Origin of the sequence: Roseovarius litoreus, from assembly GCF_900142765.1 — a bacterium.
Lineage (GTDB): Bacteria > Pseudomonadota > Alphaproteobacteria > Rhodobacterales > Rhodobacteraceae > Roseovarius > Roseovarius litoreus.
Map to the genome: position 1 here is coordinate 642,261 of NZ_FRCB01000001.1, position 25,463 is coordinate 667,723.

25 protein-coding genes are annotated in these 25,463 nt (G+C 63.1%); 6 read left to right on the top strand and 19 right to left on the bottom strand.

Features of this window, described 5'->3' with window-relative positions:
• Positions 1-95 precede the first annotated feature (95 nt).
• The 3 genes from F3H35_RS03140 to F3H35_RS03150 all read left to right on the top strand — a co-directional run bounded on the left by F3H35_RS03140 (position 96) and on the right by F3H35_RS03150 (position 2,944).
• Positions 96-1,577, top strand: a complete 1,482-nt coding sequence (locus F3H35_RS03140; protein WP_149778176.1) for an AMP nucleosidase — start codon at positions 96-98, stop codon at positions 1,575-1,577.
• A 130-nt stretch (positions 1,578-1,707) separates the two neighbouring features.
• A complete protein-coding gene (locus F3H35_RS03145; RefSeq protein WP_007812104.1) occupies positions 1,708-1,995 on the top strand; it encodes an HU family DNA-binding protein in 288 nt (95 codons plus the stop codon).
• Positions 1,996-2,068: 73 nt separating this feature from the next.
• On the top strand, positions 2,069-2,944 hold the full coding sequence (locus F3H35_RS03150) for a DMT family transporter (protein ID WP_149778177.1): 876 nt from the start codon (positions 2,069-2,071) through the stop codon (positions 2,942-2,944).
• 79 nt (positions 2,945-3,023) lie between these two features.
• Here the strand turns inward: F3H35_RS03150 and aroC are convergent, their stop codons facing one another.
• Both aroC and ald read right to left on the bottom strand, forming a co-directional pair.
• Positions 3,024-4,127, bottom strand: a complete 1,104-nt coding sequence (aroC, locus tag F3H35_RS03155) for a chorismate synthase (RefSeq protein WP_149778178.1) — start codon at positions 4,125-4,127, stop codon at positions 3,024-3,026.
• A gap of 117 nt (positions 4,128-4,244) precedes the next feature.
• Complete coding sequence (gene ald, locus F3H35_RS03160) at positions 4,245-5,363, bottom strand: alanine dehydrogenase (protein ID WP_149778179.1); 1,119 nt, start codon at positions 5,361-5,363, stop codon at positions 4,245-4,247.
• A gap of 138 nt (positions 5,364-5,501) precedes the next feature.
• Here ald and F3H35_RS03165 point away from each other — a divergent pair, with 138 nt between their 5' ends.
• Both F3H35_RS03165 and F3H35_RS03170 read left to right on the top strand, forming a co-directional pair.
• Complete coding sequence (locus F3H35_RS03165) at positions 5,502-5,960, top strand: Lrp/AsnC family transcriptional regulator (RefSeq protein ID WP_149778180.1); 459 nt, start codon at positions 5,502-5,504, stop codon at positions 5,958-5,960.
• Positions 5,961-6,017: 57 nt separating this feature from the next.
• A complete protein-coding gene (locus F3H35_RS03170; RefSeq protein ID WP_149778181.1) occupies positions 6,018-7,604 on the top strand; it encodes a GMC family oxidoreductase in 1,587 nt (528 codons plus the stop codon).
• A gap of 277 nt (positions 7,605-7,881) precedes the next feature.
• Here F3H35_RS03170 and pnp read toward each other — a convergent pair whose 3' ends face one another.
• The 12 genes from pnp to F3H35_RS03230 form a co-directional block, all read right to left on the bottom strand.
• On the bottom strand, positions 7,882-10,017 hold the full coding sequence (pnp, locus tag F3H35_RS03175) for a polyribonucleotide nucleotidyltransferase (protein ID WP_149778384.1): 2,136 nt from the start codon (positions 10,015-10,017) through the stop codon (positions 7,882-7,884).
• 298 nt (positions 10,018-10,315) lie between these two features.
• Positions 10,316-11,314, bottom strand: a complete 999-nt coding sequence (locus tag F3H35_RS03180) for an NAD(P)H-binding protein (RefSeq protein WP_149778182.1) — start codon at positions 11,312-11,314, stop codon at positions 10,316-10,318.
• 100 nt (positions 11,315-11,414) lie between these two features.
• Positions 11,415-11,684 (bottom strand): 30S ribosomal protein S15, encoded by a 270-nt coding sequence (rpsO, locus tag F3H35_RS03185; protein WP_007812086.1) that lies wholly within the window; start codon positions 11,682-11,684, stop codon positions 11,415-11,417.
• Positions 11,685-11,848: 164 nt separating this feature from the next.
• Entirely contained in the window at positions 11,849-12,898 is a 1,050-nt protein-coding gene (locus tag F3H35_RS03190) for a calcium-binding protein (RefSeq protein ID WP_149778183.1), read from the bottom strand.
• Between the two features lie 87 nt (positions 12,899-12,985).
• Positions 12,986-13,939 carry an NAD(P)-dependent oxidoreductase gene (locus tag F3H35_RS03195; protein WP_149778184.1) on the bottom strand — a complete coding sequence of 318 codons (954 nt, stop codon included), beginning with the start codon at positions 13,937-13,939 and terminating at the stop codon, positions 12,986-12,988.
• Between the two features lie 75 nt (positions 13,940-14,014).
• Positions 14,015-14,356 carry a RidA family protein gene (locus tag F3H35_RS03200; RefSeq protein ID WP_083798981.1) on the bottom strand — a complete coding sequence of 114 codons (342 nt, stop codon included), beginning with the start codon at positions 14,354-14,356 and terminating at the stop codon, positions 14,015-14,017.
• 14 nt (positions 14,357-14,370) lie between these two features.
• Entirely contained in the window at positions 14,371-15,762 is a 1,392-nt protein-coding gene (locus F3H35_RS03205; RefSeq protein WP_223228304.1) for an FAD/NAD(P)-dependent oxidoreductase, read from the bottom strand.
• 2 nt (positions 15,763-15,764) lie between these two features.
• The gene (locus F3H35_RS03210) at positions 15,765-16,067 is read right to left on the bottom strand and encodes a (2Fe-2S)-binding protein (protein ID WP_149778186.1); all 303 of its coding nucleotides are present in this window, start codon (positions 16,065-16,067) and stop codon (positions 15,765-15,767) included.
• Positions 16,042-17,142, bottom strand: a complete 1,101-nt coding sequence (locus tag F3H35_RS03215) for an NAD(P)/FAD-dependent oxidoreductase (protein WP_149778187.1) — start codon at positions 17,140-17,142, stop codon at positions 16,042-16,044. The genes F3H35_RS03210 and F3H35_RS03215 overlap by 26 nt, the downstream gene beginning before the upstream one ends.
• Positions 17,143-17,305: 163 nt before the next feature.
• Complete coding sequence (gene dctP, locus F3H35_RS03220; protein WP_149778188.1) at positions 17,306-18,298, bottom strand: TRAP transporter substrate-binding protein DctP; 993 nt, start codon at positions 18,296-18,298, stop codon at positions 17,306-17,308.
• A 51-nt stretch (positions 18,299-18,349) separates the two neighbouring features.
• On the bottom strand, positions 18,350-19,648 hold the full coding sequence (locus F3H35_RS03225) for a TRAP transporter large permease (protein WP_149778189.1): 1,299 nt from the start codon (positions 19,646-19,648) through the stop codon (positions 18,350-18,352).
• The gene (locus F3H35_RS03230; protein ID WP_007812065.1) at positions 19,645-20,118 is read right to left on the bottom strand and encodes a TRAP transporter small permease; all 474 of its coding nucleotides are present in this window, start codon (positions 20,116-20,118) and stop codon (positions 19,645-19,647) included. The genes F3H35_RS03225 and F3H35_RS03230 overlap by 4 nt, the downstream gene beginning before the upstream one ends.
• Positions 20,119-20,227: 109 nt before the next feature.
• On the opposite strand from F3H35_RS03230, the gene F3H35_RS03235 reads away from it, so the two are divergent.
• Entirely contained in the window at positions 20,228-21,166 is a 939-nt protein-coding gene (locus F3H35_RS03235) for a LysR substrate-binding domain-containing protein (protein ID WP_149778190.1), read from the top strand.
• Between the two features lie 74 nt (positions 21,167-21,240).
• On the opposite strand, the gene cynS is transcribed toward F3H35_RS03235, so the two are convergent.
• The 5 genes from cynS to F3H35_RS03260 are packed head-to-tail and all read right to left on the bottom strand — an operon-like array spanning position 21,241 to position 25,390.
• Positions 21,241-21,711 carry a cyanase gene (gene cynS, locus F3H35_RS03240; RefSeq protein ID WP_223228291.1) on the bottom strand — a complete coding sequence of 157 codons (471 nt, stop codon included), beginning with the start codon at positions 21,709-21,711 and terminating at the stop codon, positions 21,241-21,243.
• A gap of 37 nt (positions 21,712-21,748) precedes the next feature.
• Positions 21,749-22,228 (bottom strand): nuclear transport factor 2 family protein, encoded by a 480-nt coding sequence (locus tag F3H35_RS03245; RefSeq protein ID WP_149778191.1) that lies wholly within the window; start codon positions 22,226-22,228, stop codon positions 21,749-21,751.
• 16 nt (positions 22,229-22,244) lie between these two features.
• Positions 22,245-23,150, bottom strand: a complete 906-nt coding sequence (locus F3H35_RS03250; RefSeq protein ID WP_149778192.1) for an ABC transporter ATP-binding protein — start codon at positions 23,148-23,150, stop codon at positions 22,245-22,247.
• An 11-nt stretch (positions 23,151-23,161) separates the two neighbouring features.
• The gene (gene ntrB, locus F3H35_RS03255) at positions 23,162-23,998 is read right to left on the bottom strand and encodes a nitrate ABC transporter permease (RefSeq protein WP_149778193.1); all 837 of its coding nucleotides are present in this window, start codon (positions 23,996-23,998) and stop codon (positions 23,162-23,164) included.
• Between the two features lie 3 nt (positions 23,999-24,001).
• Positions 24,002-25,390 (bottom strand): CmpA/NrtA family ABC transporter substrate-binding protein, encoded by a 1,389-nt coding sequence (locus tag F3H35_RS03260; RefSeq protein ID WP_149778194.1) that lies wholly within the window; start codon positions 25,388-25,390, stop codon positions 24,002-24,004.
• Between the last annotated feature and the right edge of the window lie 73 nt (positions 25,391-25,463).

The following is a 25,463-nucleotide window of genomic DNA, read 5'->3' on the forward strand; positions in this document are numbered from 1 at the left end:
CCTCCTCGTTGAGCGCACGGGGTCAGCTTGAATGCGGCCTTGGGGCGTGTCAACGTACAAGCGACGGTGCAGCAGGCAACATGAGGACAGCAGGCATGACGATCGACGACACCGCCCGGTTCAAGACGCCCGAGGCGGTAACGCCCGAAGCGTTCACCGATCCGCGCGCCGCCGTCGCCCGCCTTGTGGCGCTTTACGATGCGGCGGTCGGGTTCCTGTCGTCCGAGTTTCGCGCGGCCCTGCGGAGCGGCAAGCCGGACCATCGCGTGCGGGCCTTCTATCCCGAGATCCGGATCACCACCACCAGCCATGCGCAGATCGACAGCCGGTTGAGCTTTGGCCATGTCGCAGCCCCCGGGACCTATGCCACCACGATCACCCGGCCCGATCTGTTTCGGCATTACCTCGAGCAGCAGATCGGCCTGTTGGTCGAAAACCACGACGTGCCGGTGACCATCGGCCTGTCGGACACGCCGATGCCCATTCATTTCGCCGTGGCCAATGACACGTCCTTGACCGTCCCACAGGAAGGCGCGGCGGAGTTTACCTTGCGTGACGTCTTCGACGTGCCGGATCTTGGCACCACGAATGACGACATCGTCAACGGCACCAGCCGGCCCGCGCCTGACGGCACCGAGCCCTTGGCGCCCTTCACCGCGCAGCGCGTCGATTACTCGCTGGCGCGGCTGTCGCATTACACCGCCACCGACCCCGAGCATTTCCAGAACCACGTGCTGTTCACCAATTACCAGTTCTATGTCTCGGAATTCGAAGCTTACGCGCGGCGGATGCTGGCCGATCCCGAGAGCGGCTATACCGCCTTCGTCAGCACCGGCAACGCGCAGATCACCGGCCCGGACCAGGTGATCGAGGCGTCCGAAAAACAGCCCCAGATGCCGGCTTTTCACCTCAAGCGCGAGGACGGATCGGGGATCACGCTGGTCAATATCGGCGTCGGACCGTCGAATGCCAAGACCGCGACCGATCATATCGCGGTCCTTCGGCCGCATGCCTGGATCATGGTCGGCCATTGCGCGGGCCTGCGCAATACGCAGCAACTGGGCGATTTCGTGCTCGCCCATGCCTATCTGCGCGAGGACCGGGTGCTGGATGCGGATCTGCCTTCATGGGTGCCCATTCCGGCGCTGGCGGAAATCCAGATCGCCCTGGAAAACGCCGTCGAGCAGGAAACCCAGCTGACCGGATATGACCTCAAGCGGGTGATGCGCACCGGCACGGTCGCAAGCCTCGACAACCGCAATTGGGAGCTGCGTGATCAATCCGGCCCGGTGCAACGTCTCAGCCAGTCGCGGGCCATTGCACTGGATATGGAAAGCGCCACGATCGCGGCCAACGGGTTTCGGTTCCGGGTGCCCTATGGCACGCTTCTGTGCGTGTCCGACAAACCGCTGCACGGCGAATTGAAACTTCCGGGGATGGCCTCGGACTTTTACAAGACGCAGGTGTCGCGGCATCTCATGATCGGGATTCGCGCAATCGAGAGCTTGCGGCAGATGCCGCTCGAACGCATCCACAGCCGGAAATTGCGCAGCTTCAGTGAAACTGCTTTCCTATAGGCCAAGAAAATCACCCCAAAATACGTGAAAAACACTTGCTTTTCCCTACTATTCATTGTGTTTGGTCACAACATACAGTTAAATTCTGAGCATGAGGCCCAAGGACCGGGCAGTTGAAGGAGACCATAAAATGGCAAAACCGATGACCAAAACTCAACTCGTTGCCGCACTGGCCGACGAAATGGGAACTGACAAGAAAACCGCCGGCACAGCGCTCGACGCCGTGACCGCGATCATCACACGCGAAGTTTCCGGCGGTGGTGCCGTCACCCTGCCCGGCGTCGGCAAGATCTATTGCCGCGAGCGCCCCGAGCGCATGGTGCGCAACCCCGCCACCGGCGAGCAGATCAAGAAAGAGGCCGACAAGGTCGTCAAGATGACCATCGCAAAGGCCCTCAAGGACAGCGTGAACGGCTGAGCTTGCAAACACCCGATCTTTAGGAAAGGGTCGCCCCGCAAGGGCGGCCCTTTTCGGTTTCAGGAGACAGCACATGGACATTCGGGCGATCATCATGGGGCTGGCCTTTGCGGTGATGTGGTCCAGTGCCTTCACCTCGGCCCGGATCATCGTGGCCTCGGCGCCGCCGCTGACCGCGCTCAGCCTGCGGTTCCTCGTCTCTGGCCTCATCGGAGTGCTGATCGCTCTTGCCCTCGGGCAAAGCTGGCGGCTGACGCGGGCGCAATGGCGCGCCACGATCATCTTCGGGATCTGCCAGAATGCGCTCTATCTGGGGCTGAACTTCGTCGCGATGCAAACCATCGAAGCGTCGCTTGCGGCGATCATCGCCTCGACTATGCCGCTGCTTGTCGGGCTGGCAAGCTGGGGCTTGCTGGGGGAACGGATCGGCTTTCTGGGCGGTCTTGGCCTTGTCGCGGGCGTCATCGGAGTGGCGGTCATCATGGGATCGCGGCTGCAGGGCGGCGCCGATCTTTATGGTCTGGCTCTCTGCGTGGGCGGGGTGATGGCGCTGACGCTTGCGACACTTGCGGTGCGCGGCGCCACATCGGGGGGCAACTTCCTGATGATCGTCGGACTTCAGATGCTGGTGGGAAGCCTCGTTCTGGGGGTCGCTGGCCTCAGCATCGAAACGATCGAGATCGACTGGAGCTGGCAGCTGATCGCGGCCTTCCTCTATACCACGCTGATCCCCGGTCTGGCGGCAACGCTGGTCTGGTTCAAGCTGGTCAACCGCATCGGCGCGATCAAGGCGGCCACCTTCCACTTCCTCAATCCGTTTTTCGGAGTGGTGATCGCCGCTGTCGTGCTCAGCGAAAGCCTCGGGCTCTGGGACATGGTCGGCGTCGTGGTGGTGATGCTCGGCATTCTTGCCGTGCAGCTCTCGCGCCAGAAACAAGCCCCGGGCTGACTGCGGGCTTCTTCTGGCCACAAATATCCCGGGGAGCGCGAGGGGCTGGCCCCTCGCCCGCTCCGCAGGCCACCCGCGCTCAGCCGATGCTGCCGCGCGGACCCTCGCCCACCTGCCCGCGATGCAACAACAGGTGATCGAGCAGGACACAGGCCATCATCGCCTCGGCCACGGGAACGGCGCGGATGCCGACGCAGGGATCATGCCGGCCCTTGGTGATGACCTCGGTGGGCGTGCCATCCATCCGGATGGACCGGCGCGGCGTGAGGATCGACGAGGTCGGCTTGACCGCGAAGCGCACCACGACATCCTGCCCGGTGGAAATCCCGCCCAGAATGCCGCCTGCATGGTTGGACGAATATTCCGGGCCGGTCTCGCCCATGAAGATCTCATCGGCATTTTCCGTCCCGGTCAGGCGCGCGGCGGCCATGCCCTCGCCGATCTCGACGCCCTTGACGGCATTGATCGACATCATCGCAGCCGCCAGATCGGTGTCGAGCTTGCCATAGATCGGCGCACCAAGCCCGGGCGGAACGCCACGGGCCACGACCTCGATTTCGGCCCCGACCGAGTTCTTGTCCTTGCGCAGCTTTTGCAGATAGGCCTCCCAATCCGCCGCCGCCGTGGCATCGGGGATCCAGAAATCATTGCCGTCGATCGCGTTCCAGTCAAAACGGCTGCGATCGATCTCGATCTCGCCCATGCGGGTCATGTAGCCCTTGATGGAGATGCCGGGCGCGAGCGAAGCAAGGGCCGCACGGGCGATGCCACCGGCGGCGACACGCGCCGCGGTCTCGCGCGCCGAACTGCGCCCGCCGCCGCGATAATCGCGGATGCCGTATTTCTGATGATAGGTGATGTCGGCATGGCCCGGCCGGAAGGTCTGCGCGATCTCGCCATAATCGCGGCTGCGTTGATCCGTGTTCTCGATCATCAGCTGGATCGGCGTGCCGGTGCTCTGACCGTCGAACACGCCCGACAGGATCTGCACGGCGTCAGGCTCGTTGCGCTGCGTGGTGTTCTTGTTCTGGCCGGGGCGGCGCTTGTCCAGCCATTGCTGGAGAAACGCCTCGTCCACGGGGATGCCCGGCGGGCAGCCATCGACGGTCGCGCCCAGTGCAGGCCCGTGGCTTTCGCCCCATGTGGTGACGCGAAACAGATGTCCGAAGGTGTTGAGGCTCATGATCCTACGCTCCTTTGGCACGTGATCTAGCCCCGTGCGCGCACGGCCTCAAGCGATTTCACCTCGGAACCGCAGGCCACCCCGGATCGAGGCGGCCCGTGAGGGGCGACAAGAGGCTCAGCCCTTGATGACCATCTGCGGCGATATCACGTCGATCCCAAGCGCCTTGCCGACAGCGTAATAGGTCAGCTGGCCGGCATGTACGTTCAAACCATTCAGAAGATGCGGATCCTCGGCGCAGGCGCGTTTCCAGCCCTTGTCGGCCAGCGCAAGCATGAACGGCATGGTCGCATTGCCAAGCGCGATGGTCGAGGTACGCGCCACGGCACCGGGCATGTTGGCCACGCAGTAATGCATGATCCCGTCCACCTCGTAGATCGGATCGGCGTGGGTGGTGGCTTTCGATGTCTCGAAACACCCGCCCTGGTCGATGGCCACATCGACCAGCACCGCGCCCGGCTTCATGTCGGCGAATTGTGCGCGCTTGACCAGCTTGGGCGCTTCGGCGCCCGGAATCAGGACCGCGCCGATCACCATGTCCGCATCGGCCAGATGTTCGGCCAGAAGCCCTGTCGAGGAATAGCCGGTGTTGAACTGCTGGCTGAACACATCGTCCAGATACCGCAGACGCGTCAGGGACCGGTCGAGCACGGTCACATCCGCGCCCATCCCCGCCGCGATACGCGCGGCATGAGTGCCGACCACGCCGCCGCCGATCACCAGCACCTTGGCCGGGCCGACACCGGGCACGCCGCCCATCAGCACACCACGCCCGCCATTGGCCTTTTGCAGGGTCCACGCGCCCACCTGGGGCGCCAGACGGCCCGCAACCTCGGACATCGGCGCCAGCAGGGGCAGACCGCCGCGATCATCGGTCACCGTTTCATAGGCGATGGCGGTGCAGCCCGACGCCAGCAGATCACGGGTCTGATCGGGATCGGGCGCCAGATGCAGGTAGGTAAACAGAAGCTGTCCTTCGCGCAGCATCTTGCGTTCGGCGGCTTGCGGCTCCTTGACCTTGACGATCATGTCGGCGGCGGCAAAGATCTCGGCGGCGGTGTCGATGATCACCGCGCCTGCGGCGACATAATCGGCATCGTCGAACCCGGCACCCTGCCCGGCGCCTGCCTGAATAATGACCTCATGGCCATGGGCCACGGCTTCGCGTGCGGCGTTCGGGGTCATGCCGACGCGGAATTCCTGTGGTTTGATCTCGGTCGGACATCCGATTTTCATGAGCTTATCCTCCTCGTGCTCTTTGATGACAGAATGTCGCATCTGGCGCGCAATCCGATTGAAAAATCCCTCGCCAAAAGTGGGAATTTCCGAATATCCTGTGCGTATCGACCACTATATTCGAAGGGTATTGCTTGAATGGCTCTGGATGCGATGGATCGTCGGTTGCTGCAGGTTCTCCAGCGGCGCGGGCGCATATCGAACGCCGATCTGGCCGACGCGGTCAACCTGTCGGCAAGCGCGTGTCACCGCAGGGTGCAGCGCCTTGAGGCCGAAGGCTATATCCGCGATTACGTGGCGCTTCTGGACCCGAGGAAACTGGGTGTCAGCGCCACGATCTTTGTCGAGATCACGCTGGCCACCCAGGCCGATGAGGTGCTGGAAGCGTTTGAGAAGGCCGTGACCCGGATCCCCGACGTGCTGGAATGCCATCTTACGGCCGGGGCTGCGGATTACATCCTGAAGGTCGTTGCCGAAAGCACCGAGGATTTCGCGCGCATTCACCGGCAATACCTGACGCGACTGCCGAGTGTCGCCAAGATGCAATCGTCCTTTGCGCTGCGCACCGTGTTCAGCACAACGGCCCTGCCGCTCTGAGCCGCTTGCGGGCGGTGGCGGATCGGGTAAGTCTTTGCACCGAACCAAGGAGCCGCCATGGATTGGGATTACATCATCGTCGGTGCTGGGAGCGCCGGGTGCGTTCTGGCCAACCGGCTGAGCGCGAAAGGCCACAAGGTCCTTCTGCTCGAAGCCGGGGGGCGCGACACCTACCACTGGATCCACATTCCGATGGGATATCTCTATTGCATCGGAAACCCGCGCACGGACTGGTGTTTTCGCACAGCGCCCGAACCCGGGCTGAACGGGCGGTCGCTGCTCTATCCGCGCGGCAAGGTTCTGGGCGGGTGCAGTTCGATCAACGGCATGCTGTATCTGCGCGGGCAGGCCGCCGATTACGACGGCTGGCGGCAGATGGGCAATACCGGCTGGGGCTGGGACGATGTGCTGCCCTATTTCAAACGCTCGGAGGATTATGTCGATGGAGCGTCCGAAATGCACGGTGCGGGCGGCGAATGGCGCGTCGACAATCAGCGCCTGCATTGGCAGGTGCTGGATGATTGGAAGGCCGCTGCGGTTGCCGCCGGACTGCCCGAAACCGATGATTTCAACACCGGCGAAAATGAAGGCGTGGGGTATTTCAAGGTCAACCAGCGCAAAGGCTGGCGGCTGAACACCGCGCGCGCCTTTCTGGGGGAGCGCAGCGGGGCGAACCTCAGGGTCGAGACACAGGCGCAGACACGCAGGCTGATCCTCGAGGCGGGGCGCGCGGTTGGCGTGGAGTATCAACAGGGCGGCACGCTTCGAACCGCGAGGGCGCGCGGCGAGGTGATCCTGAGCGCGGGCGCCATCGGCAGCCCGCATATTCTGCAGCTGTCGGGGATCGGGCCGGGCGATCTGTTGCAGGAGCATGGGATCGCTGTCGAGCTCGAGGCGCCGATGGTGGGCCGCAACCTGCAGGACCATCTGCAATTGCGCTGCGCATGGCGGCTGACCGGGGCAAGAACGCTGAACACGCTGGCCAACTCGCTGTGGGGCAAGGCCGCGATCGGGCTGGAGTACCTGCTCAAGCGCAGCGGGCCAATGGCGATGGCGCCAAGCCAATTGGGGGCGTTCGCACGCTCACGGCCCGAACTGGCCACAGCCGATCTGGAATACCATGTGCAGCCGCTGTCGCTGGACGCGTTCGGAGAACCCCTGCACGATTTCCCCGGTCTGACCGCCAGCGTGTGCAACCTGCGCCCCGAAAGCCGGGGAGAGGTGCGCATCGCCTCGTCCGATCCGATGGAGGCTCCGGTGATCGCGCCCAATTACCTGTCGACGGAAGGCGACCGTCAGGTTGCCGCGGCCTCGATCCGGCTGACACGACGGATCATGGAGCAGGACGCGATGAAACGCTACGATCCACAGGAAATCCGGCCCGGCACCGCGATGCAAACGGAAGAGGAGCTGGCCCGCGCGGCAGGCGATATCGGCACGACGATCTTTCATCCGGTGGGAACCGTGCATATGGGTCCCGAGGGCAATGCCCCTCTGGATGACAGGTTGCGGCTTCGCGGGATCGGCGGGCTAAGGGTCGTGGATGCCAGCGTGATGCCCACAATCACCAGCGGCAACACCAATTCGCCCACCATCATGATCGCCGAGAAGGCCGCCGACATGATCCTTGAAGATGCGCGTTGACCCGAGGCTCACGGCCCTGACCGACCGGGTCGGCCAGGGCCTGCCGGTTGCGTGTCGTCCGTGAGTGGCAACGCAGCCGGAACTTGAACTCGAACACTCGTTAAAGGCTACTGAAGCTACCGGCTTACAACCAGCTAGTGTAATATATACGGGAAAAGGTACATACTCAAAACACCTTTTGTTGTATTGACGCGCATAACGTTACGTCATTGAAAACAAATGCAAAAGGCCCCGGCATTTCTGCCGGGGCCGATCTTTGCGAGGGTGGACCGGGCGTTTAGCCTTCGGCCTCTTCCTCTTTTTTCATCTCTTCGCCGGTTTCCTGATCCACGACTTTCATCGACAGGCGCACCTTGCCGCGATCATCGAAGCCCAGAAGCTTGACCCAGACTTCCTGACCTTCCTTGAGCACATCCGACGGATGGTTCAGGCGGCGATTCTCGATCTGGCTGACATGCACAAGGCCGTCGCGCTTGCCGAAGAAGTTCACGAAGGCGCCGAAATCGACGATCTTGACGACCGTGCCCTTGTAGATCCCGCCTTCTTCCGGCTCGGCGACGATCGAATGGATCATCTCGTATGCCTTCTGAATGGCTTCGTTGTTGGGCGAGGCGATCTTGATGATGCCGTCGTCGTTGATATCGACCTTGGCACCCGACACTTCGACGATCTCACGGATCACCTTGCCGCCCGATCCGATCACTTCACGGATCTTGTCGGTGGGGATCTGCATCGTTTCGATACGCGGTGCGTGGATCGAGAAATCACCGGCTTCGGTCAGAGCGTTGGACATCTCATTGAGGATGTGCAGCCGGCCGTCCTTGGCCTGTGCCAGAGCCTTCTTCATGATCTCGGGCGTGATGCCCGCGACCTTGATGTCCATCTGCAGCGAGGTGATGCCCTTTTCGGTGCCCGCGACCTTGAAGTCCATGTCGCCGAGGTGATCCTCGTCGCCGAGAATATCGGTCAGGACCGCATATTCGCCGTCATCTTCGAGGATCAGACCCATCGCCACACCGGCCACAGGCGCCTTGAGAGGCACACCGGCATCCATCATCGACAGCGAGCCGCCGCAAACCGATGCCATCGAGGACGAGCCGTTGGATTCCGTGATCTCGGACACGACGCGGATGGTGTAGGGGAAGTCTGTCGGCGCGGGCAGAACGGCCTGAAGGGCGCGCCATGCCAGCTTGCCGTGACCCACTTCGCGACGGCCCGGAGGGCCAACGCGGCCCGCTTCACCGACCGAATAGGGCGGGAAGTTGTAGTGCAGCAGGAAGTTGGAGCGGAAGTTGCCATGCAGGGCGTCGATGATCTGCTCGTCGTCGCCGGTGCCAAGCGTGGTGACCACAAGCGCCTGTGTCTCGCCACGCGTGAACAGCGCCGATCCATGGGTGCGCGGCAGCAGGCCGGTTTCGGACACGATCTGACGCACGGTGTCGAGGCTACGCCCGTCGATCCGCTTGCCGGTCTTGACCACGTCGCCGCGCAGGACGCTGGCTTCGAGCTTTTTCAGGGCCGAGCCGAGGTTGGGATCTTCAAGCTGTTCCTCGGTGAGGGATGCCTTGATCGCTTCCTTGGCCGCAGAAACAGCGGCGGTGCGCTCTTGCTTGTCGGTGATCGCGTAGGCCGCGCGAACCTTGTCTTCGCCAGCGGCTTTGACGGCGTCGTAGAGCGCCGAGTAATCCGGGGGCGAGAAGTCGAACGGCTCTTTCGCGGTGTCTTCGGCCAGATCGATGATCAGGTCGATCACCGGCTGGATCTGCTCATGCGCGAAGGTCACGGCGCCCAGCATCTCGTCTTCGGACAGCTCATAGGCTTCCGATTCGACCATCATGACGGCGTCTTTCGTGCCGGCGACAACCAGATCGAGGCGCTGATCGGGGTTGTTGCGAAGGTCGTGCATATCCTCGACATCGGGGTTCAGGATGTATTCGCCATCCGAATAGCCCACGCGGCACCCGGCGATCGGACCCATGAAGGGCGCACCCGAAATGGTCAGCGCAGCCGAGGCGGCGATCATCGCAACGATATCGGGATCATTGACCAGATCGTGGCTAAGTACCGTGCACATAACGAGAACTTCGTTCTTGAACCCGCTGACGAAGAGCGGGCGGATCGGACGGTCGATCAGGCGCGCGGTCAGGGTCTCTTTCTCGGTGGGACGGGCCTCGCGCTTGAAGAAGCCGCCGGGCACCTTGCCCGCGGCGTAGTATTTTTCCTGGTAGTGGACGGTCAGCGGAAAGAAATCCTGACCGGGCTTGGGTTCCTTGGCGAAGGTCACGTTGGCCATGACCGAGGTTTCACCCAAGGTGGCGATGACCGAGCCATCTGCCTGACGGGCAACCTTGCCCGTTTCCAGTGTGAGCGTTTCCTCGCCCCACTGCATCGATTTTTTCACTTCTTTGAACATCATGTCTTCCTAGTTGGAGGCACTCCCGGGCGTATCCCGGGTCCTCCGTTTCAATGGCGGCCCCATTGCCGCCGACCCCAATCCATTCCCATGCGCCCGGGGTCAAAGGCATCACGTCACAGATGGGGGCGCCATAGCGCAGTTTGAAGCATTTTGAAAGCAATGATGACGTGAGCGCTGCGAATCAGCGTTAACAGCCGTGAAAACAGCGCTTTTGGCGGATCGGTATCGCGTCGGCATCACGTCGGTATCGGGATCGGTGTGCGGCGGGATTAACGCGGCGGGCGTTGCGCGCCGCTCAGAACACGGCGTGATCGCCCAGATCGACCGACACTTCGCCCCGGATCAGACTTGCATAGAACGCCTCGAGCGTGTCGGTGCCGAATTCCGGGGTGGCCTCGGCGTCATAGCGGCCCGTGACAGGATCGAGCAGCAGCATGGACTCGGTCGCGTAGTAGCGGCCGATGCGCGCCAGTTCGGCCTTGTCACGCCATTTCGGAGACAGCCGCCCGAGCGCGCCGAGACCGGCAATGATGGCATCCATCATACCCACCGGCACATGGCGAAAGCGGGGGTCCTGCCCCAGAAGGCGGAAGAGCATCTCTCCCTGCTGGCGCGGCGTGATCGCGGGGCCGGGTCCACCGATGGGCAGGATGCGGTTCTGCCGGTCGGCATCGTCGAGACAGGTGGCGATGTAGCGGCCCAGATCGGCATCGCTGATGGGTTTGCAGGCGGTCAGCGCACCATCGCCGAAGAGAAGGAACGGCTTGCCCGCGCGCAGGCGCGCGACCTGCCCCGAAAGGGATTTGAAAAACGCGGTCGGGCGCACGATGGAATAGGTCAGGCCCGAGGCGATCAGCGCCTGTTCCGCCGCCAGCTTGGCCTGCTGGAAAGCGAGACGCGGTTTTTGCACACAGATCGCGGACAGGAGCACGACATGGGTGATGCCGGCACCGCGGGCCGGGCCAAGAGCCGAGACATGGGCCTTGTGATCGATGGCCCAGGCATCACGCGGCGTGCCGCTGCGCGACGCCATGCAGGAGACCAGCGCATCGAAGCGGTCGCCCCGAAACCCGTCACGGATCAGCGAGGCGGGATCGGTCACATCGCCAAAGCGCAAGGTGGCGGCATCGGGCAAGGGCACATCCCTGTCGTCCGAGGCGCGCGGGCGCAGAAAACAGGTGACGTGATGGCCGCGTGCCAGAAGTGCGGCAACTGCTGCCTGCCCGATCGTGCCGGTGCCGCCAAGCACGAAAACGCGCTTGGGGTCTGGGGATGGGGTGGCGGCGACTGACATCAGGCGGGTCCGGCAGGTTGCGGTGGTTGCGGACCTTTGTGACGAAAAACGCCCGCTCTGGAAAGAGCGGGCGTCGGGTGATCCGAAAAGGATCGAAACCTTAGCGGCGAATGCCGAGGCGCTTGATGAGGTCCTGATAGCGGGCCTCTTCCTTGGCCTTGAGGTAGTCCAGCAGTTTCCGGCGCTGTGCGACCATCTTGAGAAGGCCACGGCGGCCGTGGTTGTCCTTCTTGTGGGTCTTGAAGTGCTCGGTCAGCGTGGCGATACGCGAGGTGAGAATGGCAACCTGAACTTCGGGCGAACCGGTGTCGCCTTCCTTGGTTGCGAATTCCTTCATCACGCGGTCTTTTTCTTCAGCGGTGATCGACATCGGGGTCTCCTTTTTGATCAAGGGTGAAGGGCGCAAGCCGGGATGTCGTCCAGCATGGTCCTGTGGAGATACCCCCCGCAGCACGGGGGATGGGCGCGTATAGGAGGAATCGCACCGAAAGAAAAGGGGAGAATCGTAGCGCGGCGTCAGGGCCGCGCGCGCGGTCAGCTGGCCGGAGGCGGCAGCGCGCTTTCGGGGATCAGGGCAATGGCGTCAAGCGTCAAGCCCGCAGCGCCGGAAATCGCCGCGATCCGCACACCGTTCAGCACGAGGTGCTGAAGCTCTGCATCGGCGTCATCGGGTTCCAGCGTCACCTCGGGATCGGGGTCCGTGCTGTCATCATAGATCACCATCAACGCATCCTCGGCCAGCGAGAAGTCGAGGATCTCGGCCTGATGGTCTTGGGTGATCCAATGGCCGAGCGTGAAGCTGTCGGCGCCGGTGCCGCCGGTCACGGTGTCGTCCTGACCGATGACGATCACGTCGTCACCGCCGCCGCCGTTGAGGAAATCCCCGGCGTCGATATCATCGGTTTGCGCGGTGTTGGGATCATCGACAACACCGGTCAGCGCATCGTTGCCCCAACTGCCGAACAGCGTATCGGCCCCCAGCCCGCCATCGAGCGTGTCATCGCCCAGACCGCCATGCACGGCATCGTTGCCATCATCGCCCATGACGCTGTCATTGCCTTCGCCACCCTGCAGGCTGTCATCGCCCGCGCCGCCCGACAACGTATCCTGTCCCGCGTGACCATAAAGATCGTCATCGCCATCCTGACCCGAGAGGCTGTCATCGCCTTCGTCACCATGCAGCGTGTCATTCCCGGCCTCGCCCAGAAGCGTATCCTGCCCCAGATCACCGAAAAGCTGATCATCGCCGGGACCACCGGCCACGAGATCATCCCCGGCATAGCCATTGATCTGATCGGAGGCGTCGGTGCCCGCAAGGCTGTTGTCGGTGGCATCGCCCGAGATGATCTCCCCCGGTGTGAAGGCTGTGTCGGGCGCGCTTTGATCGGGTGCGGGAGCTTCGGGCGCGGTATCGTCCGGAGACGGGTCGTGCTGATGGAGAGAGGACAGCAGATCAGGCTGACCGGATTCAGGCTCAGGCGGGAGGGGGGAGTCGGCGTTTTCGTCGGAGGTTCCGAAATCGAACCCGAAAAAGGCCGTTGCACCCACAGCCATCATACCCAGAATACCGGCAAGCAAAAGCATCGCACCAACCCGCAAACACACGCGCCGATAGAGCCACACAGCCCCGAACCGGTCAAATCCTTCTACACAGGTTGGTAAACGACCCGGTTAACGCCGGGGACCATTGGGCGTGACTTCGTAGCCCGGCTCTTCGGGTTCGTCATCGGTCATTTCGGGCGGGAAACCGGGGGCGCGGATATCGAGCCCGGTGGCCTCTTCCAGACGGCGGATGATGTTGGGCGACAATTCGCGCGCACCATAGCGCGAGATGCCATCCTCGAAGATCGAGATCATCAGCGGGTTCAGCTCAAGTGGAATGCCGGCGCGGTCGGCGACCTGCTGAAACAGGCCGATATCCTTGCGCACTAGGTCCATGGTGAAGGAAATGTCGCGAGAGCCGTTGAGGATCACCTGACTTTCGGTCTCGTGCACGAAGGAGGTGCCGGAGCTGATGCGGATCGCCTCGTAGGCGGTGGCCAGGTCCATGCCCGCGCCCTTGGCGGTGACAAGCGCCTCGCAGCAGCTGAGCAGATTGGCGGTGGCGAGGTAATTGGTGATGACCTTGAGAATGGAGGCCGATCCCAGATCACCGGTATGCAGGATGCGGCGGCCCATCTTCGTCAGCAGCGGCAGGATCATCTCGAAGGTCGCCCGGTCACAGCCCGCGAAGATCGAGATATTGCCGGTATCGGCCCGGTGACACCCGCCCGATACGGGACAGTCCACGGCTGCGCCGCCCTGACCGATCACCTCGGCGCCAAGGCGCTTGATCTCGGCCTCGTCGGTGGTCGACATCTCGAGCCAGATCTTGCCGGGGGCGACATGGGGCAGCATCTGACCCACGACGCCCGCACTGGCGGCGGGCGAGGGCAGGCAGGTGATGACCGCATCGCAGGCCTGCATCATTGCCGCCGGATCGCTGGCGGCGGTGGCGCCACGGGCCACGAACCCCGCCACGAGATCGGGGTTGAGGTCATGGACCATCAGATCGACCCCGTTGCGCAACAGGCTGCCCGACAGCTTGCCGCCGACATTGCCCAGACCTATGAAACCGACCTTCATGTGACCCCTCCCGTCATGTGTTTCGCCCACCATGCGGGATTCGAGGGATTTGCCAACAAAAACCGTCAGGCCGGATCAATCGCAGGCGGCGGTAACGATGATCTCGACCTTGAGCACGTCGCGCGCAAGCCTGGCTTCGCCGCAGGCCCGGGCGGGGGCGTGGCCTTCGGGCACCCATGCGTCCCAGACGGCGTTCATCTCGGCGAAATCGGCCATGTCGGCCAGCCAGATCACCGCCTGAAGCATCCGGTCGGGCGAGGAGCCTGCCTTGGCCAGAAGCGCCTCGATCCGCGAGATGCAATCGCGGGTCTGCTCGGTCACGGTGTCGCCATCGCCAACCTGCCCACAGAGATACGCCACCCCGTTATGCTTGACGATCTTGCTCATGCGGGCGCCGGTGTCGATACGTTCGATCATGGATTGGTCCTTTGTCATTCGGCCGCGTCGGCCATGTCTTCCATTGCCGCCAACTCGCCCAAGGTGATGGGTTTGAGGGGCGGACGAATGCGGTAATAGCCTGTGTCATCGAGACTTGCACCGTTTTCGCGGGCCAGAAGCGCGCTGACGGTGAGACCGCAATAGCGCCCCTGACAGGGTCCCATGCCTGCACGGCCGAAGGCTTTGGCCTGATTTGGCCCCTTGCAGCCCATCCGGGCAAAGCGGCGGATGTCGCCTGCAGTCACTTCCTCGCACCGGCAGACGATGGTGCTGTCGGCAGGCAAAAGCGCATCGCCGCAAGGCGGATAGGCGGTATCCAGAAACGGGCGCGCGGCCAGTTCCGAGGCGCGGCGGCGGTGCAGGGGTGCGGCTTGCGCATCGCGCTGCGCAAGCGTGATCCCGCCCAGATCACAGGCGGCGCGCAGGGCGGCCAGCCTGCCCCATATCTCGGCCACGGCGGCGCCGCCGATACCGGCCCCGTCCCCGGCGATCAGGATATGTTGCAGGGATGTGCCGCCCCAGTCATCGACTTGCGGCGTAAAACACTGCTGACGCGTATCCCAGTGATGCGCGATGCCGAGCGAGCGGGCGGCCTGCGTGTTGGGCACGACGCCGTGATGCAACAGCACCGTGTCACAGGCGATGCGATGGGTCTTGCCACCTGCGGTAAAGCACAGGGCGGTGGCGTGGCTGTCACCCTCGATGCGCAGACCCGTGGCGGCGGAGTGGCGCGGCACGCCCGCGCGGCGGATCTCGGTCAGCATGCGCGCGCCCTTGAGCAGGTAGCGCCAGCCCCGCAACGCCCCGGGCAGATAGCGCAGGGAGGACAGAAAATCGGCGCGGCTCTGGGTTTCGACGAGAGCGAGCGGCGGGGTGCCGGCGCGCACCATCTGGGAGGCGATCAGGTAAAGCAGCGGGCCGGAGCCTGCCAGAACCGCCCGGCGGGGCAGGACACCCGATTGCTTGAGCAGGATTTGCGCGGCACCCGCCGTCATGACCCCCGGCAGGGTCCAGCCGGGAATGGGCATGGGACGTTCCAGCGCGCCGGTGGCCAGAAGGACGCGCGCGCCTTGCGCCACGGCGCCACGACCATTCACCGAATAGGCGACCTGCCCATCGGGGTCGATCTTCCAGACGGTTGCGCCGAAAACATGGGAAATCCGTTCGCTTTCAAGGCCTTGCACCAAGGGCAGGCCATCGGCGAAATCAGCCCCGAGGATATGTCCGCGCGCAGGCGCGGCGCGGGTCACATCGCGGTAGATCTGACCACCGGGACGGGGCTGTTCATCAAGGATCAGCACATCCAGCCCAAGGGAGGCGGCGGTGGCGGCGGCGGCCATGCCGGCAGGGCCGGCACCGATCACGATGAGATCCGAGCTGTGCATGGTCATGCCCCCTTGTCCGCATGGGCGCGGGTGACGATCAGGCCGTCCGAGACCTCGACCATGCAGGCCTGACGGGTGATGCCGTCGATCTGCACCAGACAATCATAGCAGGCCCCCATCATGCAGAACGGACCGCGCGGCGCGCCGGAGACAGGGGTGTCACGCAGGCTGCGCAGACCGGCGGCCAAGAGCGCCGCGGCAAGGTTCGCCCCCTCGGGCAGACGGTAGTCCCGACCATCGAAGCGCACGGTGACACGCGGGGTGCTGTCGGGGGACAGCTCAAGAAACGGCGAAGCGTCGTTCACTGAACACCTCCAGATCGGGGGCGGCATCATTGCCTTCGAGCCAGTCGGTCAGATACCGGGCATGGGCCGCCGCAAGGGTGATGCCGCTATGGCAGGTGACAAGGTAAGCCCCTGACATTTCAGGACTTTCCTGATAGATCGGCAGGCCATCGGGCGACAGGATACGAAGCGCGCCCCAGGCACGGACGATCTGCGCGCGGGCGAGATCGGGAAAGACCGTGGCGGCACGCGCGGCGATATGGGCCGTGGTGTCGATGGTGACGCTGTCGTCATACCCCACCTCTTCCTTGCTGTCGCCGATCTGCACGCCGCCTTCGTCCACCTGCCGGATGATCCCCGAGGGGCGGTTCATCAGTTTCGGCAGTTTCTCGGTCACGAGAACCTGCCCGCGTTGGGGGCGCATGGGGGCTTGAAAGCCGAGTTTCGGGCCAAGCGCAATCCCGCCAAGCCCCGCAGAAAGCACGACTTTTCCAGCCTCATGGGTGGCGCCATCGGTGCAGGTGATCCGAAAGGAGGACGGTTTGTCGACATCCGTGACGGTCACGCCGGTGCAGACCTTGCCGCCCATGCGGCGGACATCGTCGGACAGGGCCTTGAGCAGGCGCAACGGGTTCACGTGACCGTCCTGATGATGCAGGATCGCGCCCACGACCTTGGGGCCGATATTGGGCTCTTCGCCCTTGAGAGCGTTGTGGCCAAGCACCTCGAACGGGTAATTTCCGTCCAGTTCGTCACGCAATTTTTCGTAGGATTTCACCTTTTTATCAAAGGCTTCCTCGTCAATGTGGTAATCAAGCCCGCCCTGTTGAACAAGCGACAGATCGCGGCCGGTCGACTCGGCCAGATCAGCGGCGAAATCGGCCCAGGCGGCGGCGGATTTCTGGGACCAGCGGGCATAGGCGGGTTGCGAGAGGCCCTTGGATTGCACCCAGACAAGGCCGAAATTTCCGCGGCTGGCGCGATAGGAGCCATCATCGCCATCCAGCACCAGAACGGAACGCCCTTTTTTCAAAAGGCCCCAGGCGATGGAGAGGCCCACGACGCCGCCGCCGATGATCGCGTAATCCGCCTGCATGTGGTTCTTCCGGGTCGGTGTTTCAGGGGCCGGGGCGGCGGGTTCGGGCCGCCCCGGTTTGTGTGCGATTGGTACGAATCCTACGCGGGATTGGTACGGATGACAGAAGCCGGACCGGGATTTGTGTCCATTCCGTACACAAACCCCGATACGGAGCGCGGGATTACTGGCCGATCTTGTCGAGGATCGCCTGACCCCAATCGGCGCCGACATCCTCGAGCACCTGCGGCCAGACCTCGGCGCGGACCTTGGTGGCCATCGCGGCAAGCTGCTCGTCGGTCAGATCGACGACGGTGGCGCCCAGCTCATCGGCAAGACGCTGTTCCCACTTGCCCTGATCCTCTTCGGCGACGGTCCAGCGGGTGGCCTCGAACGCTTCGGCGGCGGTCTTGAGGGCGGCCTGATCCTCGGCATCCAGAGCGGCAAGCGACTCGTTCGAGATGATCATGTACCAGACCTCGAAATGGGTGTTGGCGGGGATATAGGCCTTGGTCACGTCACGGAAAGACGCGTAGTAGCCTTCGGCACCCGAGCCGATCACACCATCGACCACGCCGGTCTGAATGGCGGTGAACGCCTCGGAGAAGGGGATGGGCGACGGGATGTAGCCAAGCGCCTCGCCGGTCAGCTGGAACGACTTGATGCCGGGCACGCGGACCTTGATGCCGTTGGACTGCGACGGATCGCCGGGATTCACCGGATCGGTGTTCAGAGCGATGCCGCCGAAATAGACCGGATAGGCCGCGAGCATGGTGATGTCCTGCTCGGCATAAAGCTCGGCCATCACGTCACGGACGACACCGCCGGGGCCATAGATGGCGCGGGCCTGATCCCAGTTCGACGCAAGGAAGGGAAACGAGCTGATCTGCATGCGGCGGTCGGCGCCGGTGGCGGCGGGCTGTGTCGCCATGTCGACCGCGCCGACGCTGACGCGTTCCTGCACGGTGGTGTAGTCGCCAAGGGCCGAGGCCGGGAAAATGTTGATCGTGACATCACCGCCGGTGGCTTCGGCCACGGTGGTCGAGAAGGCGCGAAGTTCCTTGTCGATGGTGGCGTCCTGCGGGCGCACATGGCTCATCTTCAGGTCGGCGGCGGATGCGAAGCTGCCGATGGCCACGAGGGCGGCGACAGCGGTGCTGGTCAGGATGTGTTTCATGGGTGTGTTCCTCCGGGTTGGTTTTGGTTTGGTTGGGGTGGCTGATGCGGGTCAGTAGCCGAACAGCCGCGGCAGAAAGAGCGAGAGATCGGGCCAGAGCGAGGTCAGAAAGACGACCGGCACATAGCCCAGCGCGATCAGGATCATGGCGGGCGGGATCACCTTGGTGACCTTCACGTTGCCGATCCGCGCGCCGAGATAGAGGATCGAGGCATAGGGCGGTGTGACGCCGCCCATCGCGGTATTGACGCCCATGATCGCGGCGAACTGCACCGGGGTGACGCCGATCGCCTGCATCAGCGGCAAGAGCAGCGGCGCGATCAGGATGATGGCGGTCACGTCGTTGACGACCATGCCGACGAGAAACAGCAGGATGTTGATGAAGATCAGCAGGAGCACCTTGTTTTCGGTGATCTCGAAGATCGCGCTGACCATTTTCTGGGGGATCGCCTCGTAGACGAACATCTGGCTGAGGATCATCGAGAAAAGGATCATCAGCATGATCGCGCCCACGGCGGTCGCGGCCTCTTTGCCGGCCTCAAGGAAGGTGCCCCATTTCAGGCCGCGATAGATGAAGAAGCCCACCGGCAGCGCGTAGATGACCGAGATCGCTGCGGCCTCGGTCGGGGTCATGATGCCGCCATAGATGCCGCCGAGGATGATGATCGGCATGAGCAGCGCCGGTGTGGCGTTGAAGCCCTTGTGGGCCACGTCGGTTGCCAGCTGCGTGAAGCTGGGCTTGTCATCGAGGATCAGATCGAACTTGCGGCTCATCCAGAGGTTCACGACCGAGAAGTTGAACATGATGAGCAGGCCCGGCCCGAGCGTTGCGAGAAAACACGCAAGGATCGAGGTGTCGGTGACCCAGCCATAGACGATCATCGTGACCGAGGGCGGAATGAGCAGGCCGAGGATCGACGAATTGGCGATGAGTGCCGTGGCATAGGCCCGCGGATAGCCGCGTTTCTCCATTTCCGGGATCAGCAAGGGGCCGATCGCGGCGATGCCGGTCAGGCCCGAGCCGGAGATCGCGCCGATGATGGCGCAGGACACCGCCGCGACCACCCCAAGCCCGCCCCGGATATGGCCGATGAAGGCGTTGACGAAATTCAGAAGACTGGCGGCGATGCCGCTGGCGGACATGATCGTGCCGGCCAGAACGAAGAGCGGAATGGCCAGAAGCACCGGGTTGCCGAGTTGCTGGAAGCCCCAGAGGATCATGCCCTTCATGGTCACGCCGCCGAGGAAATACATCACCATCAGCGCCGAGCCGAAGCAGTAGGGCAGAGGCACACCAAGCGTGAGGGTCAGCACCAGAAGCGCAATGGCGAGAAGGGCGATCTCGATCATCGGGCCGCCCCCTGCCCGCGCAGGACATTGATGTGCCGCACGAGATGCATCGCGGTATAGAGCATCATCAGACCCAGACCCACGACCAGCGCCACGTCGGAATAGAAGGTGGGGATGTAGAGCGTCGGGCTTTCCTTCCAGACGCGCCAGGCATAGCGGGTGAAGTCCCACGCCCAGGACAGAAGCCAAAGGCCGACGATCAGGCTGATGATCTCGCCGATGATGGCGAGGATCGTATGGCCGCGTTCGGACTTGATGGCGATTTCCAGCACGTTGGCGCGGATATGGGTGTCTTCGCGAGAGGCGTTGACGGCGCCGAAGATATAGAGCCACAGGGTGGGATAGAGCATGGTTTCCTCAAGCCCCATGACCGGGATCTGAAGCACGTAGCGGGTGATGACCTGCACGAACTGGCCAAGCGCGACCACGCAGATCAGGCCCGTGAGCAGGTATTTCGCGAACGTGTCCATATGCCCCCCGCATGTGCCGGAATGTTCAACAACAGATTGACGGCGGGCATGGCATAAATGCAAATTGGAAAAATCACTCAATCCATAGAGTGACTTTATGGGGGTGCCGATGAACCTGTCCTTTCGTCAGTTGATGACCTTCCGCGAGGTGATGCGCACCGGGTCGATCAGCCAGGCGGCACGCGCGCTCGGGCGCACCCAGCCGGCGGTCAGCGCGATGATCGCGGGGCTGGAGGATGAGCTGGGCTTCAAGCTGTTCGAGCGGCGGCAAGGCAAGCTGACGCCGCGGCCCGAGGCGCGGTTCTTTCTGGAGGAATGCGACGATATCCTGTCCCGGCTGGAGCAGACCAAGCGCACGCTGAGCGGCATTTCCAAGCTGGAGGCGGGGCATCTGCGGATCGCATGCCATCCGGCGGCGTCGGGGTTTTTCCTGCCCAAGGTGCTGACGGAGTTCCTGTCGGACAAGCCGGGTATCCGGGTGTCGCTGATGATGCGGTCCTCGTCATTGATCGAAGAGTTGATCGCCTCGCAGCAATTCGACGTTGGCTTTGCCGAGACGCCCGAGCCGCGCCCCTCGATCCGGCAGAGCGATTTCGATCTGGAATGCGTCTGTGCGATCCCGGCGGGCGATGAACTGGCGGCAAGGCCGGTGATCACGCCAGCCGATCTGGATGGGCGGCGGCTGGCGGTGCTGTTTGCGGAACACGCGACCTATCGGCAGACGGTGAAGGCGTTCGATATGGCCGGGTGCCGGTTCGAGCCGATGTTCGAATTGCAGACCTTTCTGCCGGGGATGCGGTTCGTGGGGGCGGGGCTGTGCTACATGATCTGCGACATGATCACGGCCCATAGCCATCTTGCGGGTCTGGCGGCGGGCAGCGGTGTGGTGGTCCGCCCGTTCCGTCCGAGAATAGGCAGCCGGGTGTCCGTGCTGACCCCGGCGCATCGGCCCGGCTCGCAACTGTCCGAAGCGTTCTGCAACATGCTGCGCGCAAGGGTCGAGGACATGCAGGCGGAGATGAAAGAGATCCTCGGGCAAGCGGTATAGGAGGACATACGACTGGCCCCCGCACGGGGCGAGGGCCAGTTGGAAGGGGATCGGTGCACGTCAGAGCGTGCGGCTTACCACGAGTTGTAGGCCAGATACTTGCCCGACATCTCGATCTTCACGCGGTCGCCCTTGGGGTTTTCGACGCGGGTGATGGCCATTTCGAAATCGATCGCCGACATGATGCCGGTGCCGAACTTCTCTTCGATCAGCGCCTTGATCGTGGGGCCGTAGACGCCGACGATCTCATAGAGGCGGTAGATGCAGGGATCGGTGGGCACGGCCTGTTCCCAAACCTTCGTGGGCGGCTCTTCGAGGACGCTGATGGCCTCTTGCGGGAGGCCCATGACGCTGACCAGCGCCTCGGCCTTGTCGCGCGGAAAGCCGTTCATGCCCATGCAGGCGGAATGGGTCCAGACCGGGGACATGTCGATCTTCTCGGCGATGCCTTCCCATGTCATGCCCGCCTGCTTCTTGGCGGACAGGATCATCATCGTCACGTCTTCCTTGGTCATCATGGCTGGCACCTCGTAATTGTCTTTCATTGTTTGTCCTCCTGGGTCGTATGATAATCGTTGCGTGTCAGAGCCCGAGCCGGGTCAGGCCGGGATGGTCGTCGGGGCGGCGGCCCTGCGGCCAGTGGAACAGGCGATCGGCCTCGGCGATGGCTACGTCGTTGATCGAGGCATGGCGCACGGCCATGTAACCCATGGCGTCGAACTCCCAGTTCTCGTTGCCATGGGCGCGGAACCATTGGCCGTCTTGGTCGTGCCACTCGTAGCAGAAGCGCACGGCGATCCGGTTTTCGGCATGCGCCCAGATCTCCTTGATGAGGCGATACCCGTTCTCCTTTTCCCATTTGCGGGTCAGGAAGGCTTCCACCTCGGCCCGACCGTTCAGAAATTCGTCCCGATTGCGCCATGCCGTGTCACGCGTGTAGGCCAGGGCGACCCTGGCGGGATCGCGGCTGTTCCATGCGTCCTCGGCCATGCGCACCTTGGTGACCGCGTCTTCGAGGGAAAACGGAGGCAAGGGGGCGCGCGGGGTGTCCTGCTGGGTCATTCCGGGAGCCTTCGGTTCAGTCATTCACCGCCCGCAAGGGCGGCGGGGCACTGGGTTCGTCTTCGGCCTGCCCGGTCTTTTCCAGCCGCACGGTTTCGGGCCGCTGATCGGCATCGTCGCTCTGCTTGCCCGCCAATTCCTTGGAGCGGTGCCCGAGGAACTGCACGAGGTGATTTCGGATCGCGTAGTAGTTGGGATGCTCGACGATCTCGGTGCGTTTGCGGGGCCGGGGGATCGTGATCTCGACCGATTCCGCAACCCGCGCGAAGGGGCCGTTGGTCATCAGAAGGATGCGGTCCGCCAGGAGGATCGCTTCGTCGATGTCGTGGGTGATCATGAACACGGTCTGTTCGGTCCCACTCCAGATTTTCAGAAGCTCTTCCTGAATGGTGCCCCGCGTCAACGCATCGAGCGCGCCAAAGGGTTCATCCAAAAGCAACAGCTTGGGATGGTTGGCGAAGGCGCGTGCGATGGACACGCGCTGCCGCATACCGCCCGAAAGCTGACTTGGCTTGCGGTGGACCACATCGCCTTCCAGACCCACTTTGGCGAGAAAATCGCGGGCATGGGCTTCGACCTTTTCGCGGGACCAGTCGGGATGCCGGGCCTTGACGCCGAAGGTGACGTTCTTGAGGGCCGACAGCCACGGAAGCAGCGAATAGTTCTGGAACACGACGCCCCGATCCAGCGAGGGGCCGGACACTTCGAGCCCGTCCATCTTGACCACGCCGGAGGTCGGTTCGGCCAGACCGGCAAGGATGTTCATGATGGTGGACTTGCCACAGCCCGAGTGACCGAGGATGCAGACGAATTCGCCCTTTTCGATCCCGAAGCTGGCGTTTTCGAACACCGTTGTCGAGCCACCCTGCCCGTCCGGGTAGGTCTGGGTCAGACGTTCGATACTGAGAAATGGTTTCGACATGGGTTGGCTCCTTACTCTGCGTAGGCGACGGCGCGCTGGAGGACACTGAAGGCCGCGTCCAGCAACATGCCGACGACGCCGATCATGAGGATGGAGAAGATGACCGAGGTCAGATCGAGGTTGTTCCACTCGTTCCAGACGTAGTAGCCGATACCGGTTCCCCCGACGAGCATCTCGGCGGCGACGATCACCAGCCACGCGATGCCGATGGAAATGCGCATCCCGGTGATGATGGTCGGCGCTGCGGCAGGCAGGATCACGGTGAAGGCGGTGCGCAAGCTGCCAAGCTCGTGGGTGCGGGCCACATTGACCCAATCCTGACGGACGCCGGCGACACCGAAGGCGGTGTTGATGAGCATCGGCCAGATCGAGCAGATGAAGATCACGAAGATCGCGCTGGCCTCGGAGTCCTGGATCACGAAAAGGGCCAGCGGCATCCACGCCAGCGGCGAGATCGGGCGCAGCACCTGAATGAACGGATTGAACGCCTTGTAGGCGATCTGGCTCATGCCGATCAGGAAGCCAAGCGGAATGGCCACGAGAGCGGCAAGGAAATAGCCGGACAGGACGCGGTAGATCGAATATCCGATCTGGATGCCGATGCCCTTGTCGTTGGGGCCGGCGTCATAGAAGGGGTTGCTGAGTTCCTCCCACGCCTTGGCCAGAATATCCGATGGCGGCGGCACGCCGGCACGTTCCTGACCAAGACCCATCAAAAGCTCGTACTCGGTCAGGTTCTCGGCGGTTTTCTGGGCCGGAATCGCGGCCTCCCATATCAGGAGGCCGCCGATCAGCATGACCAGCGACAGGATCGCGGCACGCTGATTGATGGAGAGATTGTCGAGCATGGATCACCCCCGCCCGATCGGGAAGCTTTTGACATAGGCTTCGGGTTCGGCGGGATCGAATGTCTTGCCCATGATGGTGTGGGATTTGTAGGTGACGTCGGGCGCCTCGTAGCCGAGCTGCTCCATGATCTTCTTGCAGTCGCCCGCGAGATAGACCTGTTCGGCCACGGCTTTGTAATCCACATCGCCTTCGATATAGCCCCACCGCTTCATCTGGGTGAGGATCCAGACGCCCATCGAGTGCCAGGGGAACGGATCGAAGTCGATCCGGTCGGGCACCTTCTGCACCGAGCCCAAGCCATCGGCGAAGGTGCCGGTGAGCACCTGTTCGATCACCGGTACCGGCTGGTTGAGGTAGTTGGTGGGCGCGATCGCGGCCGAGATTTCCTTGCGGTTGTCGGGGTTCGAGGCGTATTGCGTCGCGTCGATGATCGCCTTGAGAAGCGCACCGTAGGTGTTGGGCAATTCCTGGGCGAAGGACAGGGGTGCGGCGAAGGCACAGCAGGGGTGACCCTCCCAGATGTCCTTGGTGAGCATGTGGATGAAGCCGATGCCTTCCCAGACCGCGCGCTGGTTGAACGGGTCGGGCGACAGGTAGCCATCGAGGTTGCCCGCGCGCAGGTTGGCCACCATTTCTGGCGGGGGCACGACGCGGATCTGGATATCGACATCCGGATCGAGCCCGAATTCGGCCACGTAGTAGCGCAGCAGGAAATTGTGCATCGAATATTCGAAGGGCACGCCGAAGGTGAAGCCTTTCCACTGGGTCGGGTCGCGCTTGTCGAGATGTTCGTTCGACAGAACGATCGCCTGACCGTTGATGTTCTCGACGGCGGGCATGATGTAGGGTTCGGCCACCGAACCGGCGCCGAGCGTCATCGCGAGCGGCATCGGGGTCAGCATGTGGCTGGCGTCATATTCGCCCGACAGCGACTTGTCGCGAGCCACGGCCCAGCCGGCGGTCTTGATGACCTGGGCGTTCAGGCCGTAGCGTTCGTAAAAGCCCATCGGCTGCGCCATGATGATCGGGGTGGCGCAGGTGATCGGCACGAAGCCGATGTTGAGATCGGTCTTTTCCGGGGCGCCCAGTTCGTCAAGCAACGCGGCCTTGGCCTTGTCCATGGGGAACACCGACGCGAGAGCGGCGGCAAAGGCACCGCCGCCCATCATGCCCATGAACGAGCGCCGGTTCAGATCGTTTTGCCCGAAGACAGAACGGACAACCGCGCTTTCGATGGCGCGTTCGAGCATTTGTTCGGAAGACATGGAGGCGGGTTCGGCATGGTCCTTGTCGTGGCCGTGGCCAGACAGACAGCTGTTGCAACCACAGTCCGCCCCATGGCGCAGATCGGTCTTTTCGGAAAACGGGTTTCCAAGGCTTTTGATCGTCATCGGATGTCCTTTCAGCTTGGGTTGTCGTCATAATTCCAAGGAAATCCGGGCTGCGGAAGCCAGCGACGAAAAT